The following is a 6,156-nucleotide window of genomic DNA, read 5'->3' on the forward strand; positions in this document are numbered from 1 at the left end:
GATTGTCACGTATTAAAAATCGACAATACAAAAGTATACTACTCAGTGGATTCTGGCTTGAAAAGAAAAGGTGTAAGTATCCAAGAAAAAGATGGCACTACCTTTTTACAACAACTATTTTTTGGAAATTATGTTGAAATAGAAGGATTGCTTTTCCCTACCAATTTATTAATGGTTGCTGGAAACAACAAAATTGACTTTCAAACAAAATCTATCCTTATCAATAGAGATGTTAGCAAACAAGACTTTTTAATAAAAAACTAGATTTTACTAGCTTGATTTAACATCATAAAGTCAGTCATCACCATCGCAGCCATCGCTTCTACAATAGGAATAGCTCTAGGCACCACACAAGGATCATGTCTACCTTTCCCCATCATTTCCACTTCATTTCCATCTTTATCGATGGTCATTTGTTTTTGAATTAAAGTAGCAACTGGCTTAAAGGCAACTTTAAAATAGATATCCATTCCGTTGCTAATCCCACCTTGAATACCACCAGACATATTGGTTTTTGTAGTGCCGTCCGTATTGAAGATATCATTATGATCACTCCCTTTCATTTCTGCTCCGTCAAACCCACTACCATACTCAAAACCTTTTACAGCATTGATTGATAACATCGCTTGACCTAACGCCGCATGTAGTTTGTTAAAGATAGGTTCTCCTAATCCTACAGGCACATTTTGAATCACGCAAGAAATAACACCTCCAACGGTATCTCCTTGTTTTTTAATTTTAGAAACATACTCAATCATTTCTTCTGCTTTAGCAACATCTGGACAACGAGCAATATTTGATTCTATCTGAGAAAAATCCAATTCTTGATACGGTGTATCTAATTTGATATTTCCAATAGCAGAAGTATATGCGTTTATTTTTATCTGAGGAATTACTTGTTTTGCAATAGCTCCACCTACTACCCAATTGGCAGTTTCTCTTGCTGAAGTTCTACCACCACCTCTATAATCTCTATTCCCATACTTTTTATCATAAGTATAGTCGGCATGAGAAGGTCTAAAAGTATTTGCTATATGAGAATAGTCATTTGACTTTTGATTTGTATTCTGAATCAAAAAACCAATGGATGCACCTGTTGTTTTCCCTTCAAATATCCCAGAATGGAAAGCTACCTCATCTGGTTCTTTTCTTTGTGTTACTATCTTTGACTGACCAGGTTTTCTACGATCTAATTCTTTTTGAATGGCTTCAAAGTCTAATTCTACCCCAGGAGGGCATCCATCAATTACCCCCCCTATTGCAGGTCCGTGTGATTCACCAAAAGTGCTTACTTTAAAGAGTTTTCCAAAAGAATTTGACATAAAAAATAATTTTTTGCAAAGTTAGAAAAAAGATTTGTATTTATTCCTTGGTTTCTGTTTCAATAACCTAGGGAAACACAAGAACTTTAATCCTAAGATTTAAAGGATTTTAAGCTTGCATTTTGCATCAAAAGATAAAATTGCGTTCCAAACAATAAAGCTCCAGACAACAAATGAACCGTCTGTGTTCCAAATGGAAAATCACTATAATACATCAAGATGCCAGACAATGCTTCAAAAACCAACAATGCTATAATGTATTTGGGTAATTTAAACTCTAATTTCAAAGTTTCATTTTTCCAATAGATGAAAAAGTTAAGTAGTACAATAAGAATCGTAAACGACCGATGCACATAAAATTTAACACTCGGATTGTACAGACTCATTTGCTTGTTTTCAAAACCAAACAACTTTACTTGCTCATCTACAAACTGCCTTACTTGCGTTCCTAAGGCAATCTGAATTACCGATAACACAATAGAAATCCCTAGTAAATTGTGAAATACTCTATTAAAAGGTTTCGAAGCTACTTCTTTTTCCGACAAGATATGTAGCACTTTCAAAAGCAGCGCTATTATCAACAAGCCAGCAACCATATGTATGGTAATTACGGAGGGCTTCAAAACAGAATCAATTACTGTCTTCCCTAACCAAGCCTCAAACAACATTAAAAAGAAAGCTCCAAAAGAATAGAGAGTAATGCGTTTATTTTCTTTCCAAAACTTAACAGCACCCACTATTAAAAACAAAAATATAAATCCAGAAAGTACAGATGCTAATCGATTGATGTATTCCGTCCAAGTATGATAAACATTAAATATTGCATATTCGTGTTTTGTATAGGGATCCCAGTTTTCAGCTTTGAAATCACTTGAAGTTTTGAAATCTTTTTTTGCAACTATCAGTGCTTCATTTTCTATAATAATGGTCCCTTCTGAATATCCCGTCTCTGGATGCCAAACCAACTGCTCCTCATCTGTAGGTGGTATATAATAACCAAAACATTTTGGCCAATCTGGACAGCCCATTCCAGAACCTGTCATACGAACCACAGAACCTGCAATAAAAATAACATACACTGAAATCAATGCTGCTTTTACGATGGTTTTAAAGTGTTTTTTCAAGAGAAATAATTTTAATTTTAACCGACTACAAAAATACGGATTCAAGAGTTAGATTGCTAGTGCAACCGTGGAAGTTTTAATGAAACATTACCAACTTACTTTTATTTTCATTTTGTCTTGATACAAAACGAAACAAAAAATCAAGTCTGGAACTTTCGTCGATCATTTTACAATTCAAAAGTCTAACTAAAAACAACTCGAACTATGTTCTCAAACAGCTTTTTAGTTCTAGTCTTTTTTATTGAAATGATACTCGACTGCAAATTCAATGACCTTACTCCTTTAAAATTCTATTTATTTTTTGATTCTAAATATCTAACTGCCCATAAGGCATCATCACAGAAGAAAACTAATCTTATGTTGAGGAAGTTATTATAATCACTGCGGTCCTCGAAATGTTCTCGTGGATGGCTTTTTAATTGTCCCCCTTACTAGACAGGAGACTTAGCTACCCCTGACTACGATCTCGTTACCAAAAACTAGATAAGAAACAGTACTAAACAAATAGGCTATTATTTACAGAATAACAAAACAAAAACCACCCTAATCAGGATGGTTTACAATATGAATTTCAATGAAATCATGCTAGATAACTAAATCTTTATGCACACTTGGCACAATCTTTTTTAGAGCATTTAGTCTGGCATTCTTTATGTTGTGTTTCCGCTGTCGCAACGCAACATGATTGCTTTTCAGTAGCACATTTCGTTTTGCACTCTTTTTGTACTGACGCACATTTAGCACAGTCTTTTTCAGTACATCCTGTTTCACATTTCATTGTGCATTCTTTCAAATCTGCTGAACAACAAGCTTTATCTTTAGCAGCACATTTTATTTTACATTCTGCCGTAGCTTTTGCACAGTTTTCGCAATCTTTTTTCGTACATGTCTCAGTACATTTTTTTTCGCAAACTTCTGTTTTTCCCTTACAACATGCCTGTTTTTCTGTAGCACACTTGGTTTTACACTCTGCTTGTACCGCTTCACATTTAGCACAATCTTTTTCTGTACAAGTTTTACTGCACTTCATGGCACAGTGTTTCAAATCGGCCGAACAACATCCAGATTTCATTTCTTTAACTGAAGTAACAGAATAGGTTTCGCCCCCAGCAATTCCTGTAATTTTTTTTGTAATTTCTTCTTCGGAAATTTTATTTGCATCATAAACGATTTTCCCTAATTTATCTTCAAAAGAAACAGATACTGAATTAATTCCTTCCATTTTAGAAAGCTTAGATTCAATTGTTTTTGCACAACCTATCTGACAAGTCATCCCCTCAATTCCAACTTCAATTTTCTTTAGGTTTTCTCCCTTCATCGATTTTTCTACCCCCTCTTTAGCTCCTTTAGAAGCTTCTTTACAAGAAACTGTAAAAAAAGAGACAAGCAAACCCAAACAAATAATTTTTATAACTCTCATAATAGAATATTTAGCTGCCGCAATTTAGATAGAATATGATTATTATCCGAAAAAAATGCGCACTTTTACATTTAGATTACAAAGATACAATGAAAAATTTCAAATGGCTTCTCCTATTTATTCTCTCTTTAACTTGGGGTAGCTCGTTTATCCTAATCAAAAAAGCACTATTAGGATTCAGCCCTATGGAAATAGGTGCGTTGAGAATCATTTTTGCAGGAATTATTCTATTCTTTATTGGAATAAAAAAATTCAAACATATCGATAAAAAGCATTGGAAACCACTTTTTATTGTAGCGATCTTCGGAACCTTTTTCCCCGTGTTTCTATTTTCGTATGCCATCACAGAAATTGACAGTTCTATAGCAGCTGTGCTAAATTCTTTAACACCCTTAATCACCATGGTGTTAGGAGTTTTCTTTTTCAATTTTAGCTTTTCAAAAAAACAAGCTTTGGGCGTATTTATAGGCTTGTTTGGAACTTTACTGCTATTATACCAAAACGCTCTTGCCAACCCAACAAAAAATCATTTGTATGCATTCCTCATTTTTATTGCAGCAACGGGCTATGCTTTTAGCGTAAATTACCTTAAAAAGAAATTTAAAGATTTAGACACGGTAAGCATCACATCAGCCACTTTTACTTTATTAATACCTTTTGCAATTATAGTACTTTCCTTCTCAGGTTTTTTTGAAAGAGACCTCACAGAAAAAATCAACTACACTTCTTTGGGCTATGTAATTATTTTGGCTGCGATAGGAACCAGTATGGCTATGTTGCTTTTCAATAAACTGATACAAATCTCAAGTCCTGTTTTTTCTGCCTCGGTATCTTATTTGATCACCTTAGTAGCAGTTGCCTGGGGAGTTTTTGATGGCGAGAAATTGGGATGGACACAATGCTTAGCTGCTGGTTTAATTATTTGGGGAGTAGTAATTGCACAAAAAAAGAAGTCTACAAAATGACACTCTAATTTTGGTAACCGAGACTTCAATAGGCTCAGTCTTATGAATTTGTCAGTACCACATTTCGACAGGCACTTCGAGGGCTTCAGTGACCACTCAGTGACCATGCTTATACGAAGGAGAAGTGTCATGAGAACAATGTAGATTTAAGCCTAAAAACTTCTCGATACTAAATTATTTATTTCACTCATAATTTCACTCGAAGTTACAATTAGTTGTTCACCTTGACGATGACTTTGACTTTGCTTTTTACTATCTTTTTTGTCTTAGTCTTAGTTTTCGTCTTCTATCATCTCAACCTCCCGGCTCTGTCAGTGAACGCACTTCTACAAGCACTTCGAGGGGTATTTATATTAGTTTTCGAGTTTTAATTTCTAACACGAGACTTCGACAAGTTCAGCCTCCGAATACCGGACCCTGAGCCTGTCGAAGGGTATTTATTATCGTTGCGAAATTTTAAATTCTTCACATGACAACTTCTACAGGCTCAGTGTCCGCTCAATGACCATGCTTAGACGAAGGAGAGGTGTATCCAAAACTATGTAAATTTAAGTCTAAAAACTTCTCGATACTAAATTATTCATTTCATTCATAATTTCACTCGAAGTGACAACCGGCTGTCTATTTTTTTTAATAATTACATTATTAATAAAAAAATTCCTAAATAGCTAATACCTAATTTCCCTACTTCGATTTATTTACTTTGCCTTCATTCTCTTTTACAAAAGAAGCCCAACCGCTGTAATTTTTCCCTCCAACTTTAACTCCACTGTTGTAATAATGACAAACCGCGGCAGCCAAACCATCTGTAGCATCCAAATTTTTTGGTAAACTTTTTAAATTCAAAGTACTTTTTAACATCAAGGCAACTTGCTCTTTACTGGCATTACCATTCCCCGTTATAGCCATTTTTATTTTTTTAGGCAAATATTCGGTTACAGGAATCTCTCTAGACAATCCTGCCGCCATGGCAACTCCTTGTGCTCTTCCTAATTTCAACATAGACTGTACGTTTTTCCCAAAGAAAGGGGCCTCAATCGCAATCTCGTCTGGATGATAGGTATCAATCAATTGAATGGTTCTTTCAAAAATTAATTTTAGTTTCGTGTAGGGATCATCATATTTTTGAAGCAGCAATTCGTTCATTTGAATAAACTCCATTTTTTTCTTCACCACCCGAATCAAACCAAACCCCATAATAGTAGTTCCTGGATCAATCCCTAAAATAATTCTTTCTGCACTCAAATTGTTATGTATTTTTTATTCTAAAAGTCACATATAAACAATTTTTCAGTTTTCTTTGTAACTTAGAACGAAGATATAAA

Annotated in this window: 5 protein-coding genes and 1 pseudogene; 2 read left to right on the top strand and 4 right to left on the bottom strand. The window is 34.5% G+C overall.

What is annotated here, in order from left to right; translation table 11 throughout:
* Positions 1-264: pseudogene (locus P8H68_RS07305) on the top strand (hypothetical protein); the annotation flags it as partial.
* Here P8H68_RS07305 and aroC read toward each other — a convergent pair.
* From aroC to P8H68_RS07320, 3 genes are all read right to left on the bottom strand, one after another.
* Positions 261-1,322, bottom strand: a complete 1,062-nt coding sequence (gene aroC / locus P8H68_RS07310; protein WP_300322947.1) for a chorismate synthase — start codon at positions 1,320-1,322, stop codon at positions 261-263. The pseudogene P8H68_RS07305 and the gene aroC sit on opposite strands and share 4 nt — an antisense overlap.
* 92 nt (positions 1,323-1,414) lie before the next feature.
* Positions 1,415-2,446 (bottom strand): COX15/CtaA family protein, encoded by a 1,032-nt coding sequence (locus tag P8H68_RS07315; RefSeq protein ID WP_300322949.1) that lies wholly within the window; start codon positions 2,444-2,446, stop codon positions 1,415-1,417.
* 601 nt (positions 2,447-3,047) lie between these two features.
* Entirely contained in the window at positions 3,048-3,866 is an 819-nt protein-coding gene (locus P8H68_RS07320; protein WP_300322951.1) for a heavy-metal-associated domain-containing protein, read from the bottom strand.
* Positions 3,867-3,955: 89 nt separating this feature from the next.
* Between P8H68_RS07320 and P8H68_RS07325 the strand changes: the two genes are divergently transcribed.
* Complete coding sequence (locus P8H68_RS07325; RefSeq protein ID WP_300322953.1) at positions 3,956-4,831, top strand: DMT family transporter; 876 nt, start codon at positions 3,956-3,958, stop codon at positions 4,829-4,831.
* 684 nt (positions 4,832-5,515) lie between these two features.
* Here P8H68_RS07325 and ruvC read toward each other — a convergent pair.
* Positions 5,516-6,076: a crossover junction endodeoxyribonuclease RuvC gene (gene ruvC / locus P8H68_RS07330; protein WP_300322954.1), complete on the bottom strand. Its 561-nt coding sequence runs from the start codon at positions 6,074-6,076 to the stop codon at positions 5,516-5,518.
* Positions 6,077-6,156: the final 80 nt, after the last annotated feature.

Origin of the sequence: Flavicella sp. (assembly GCF_029238425.1) — a bacterium.
Lineage (GTDB): Bacteria > Bacteroidota > Bacteroidia > Flavobacteriales > Flavobacteriaceae > Flavicella.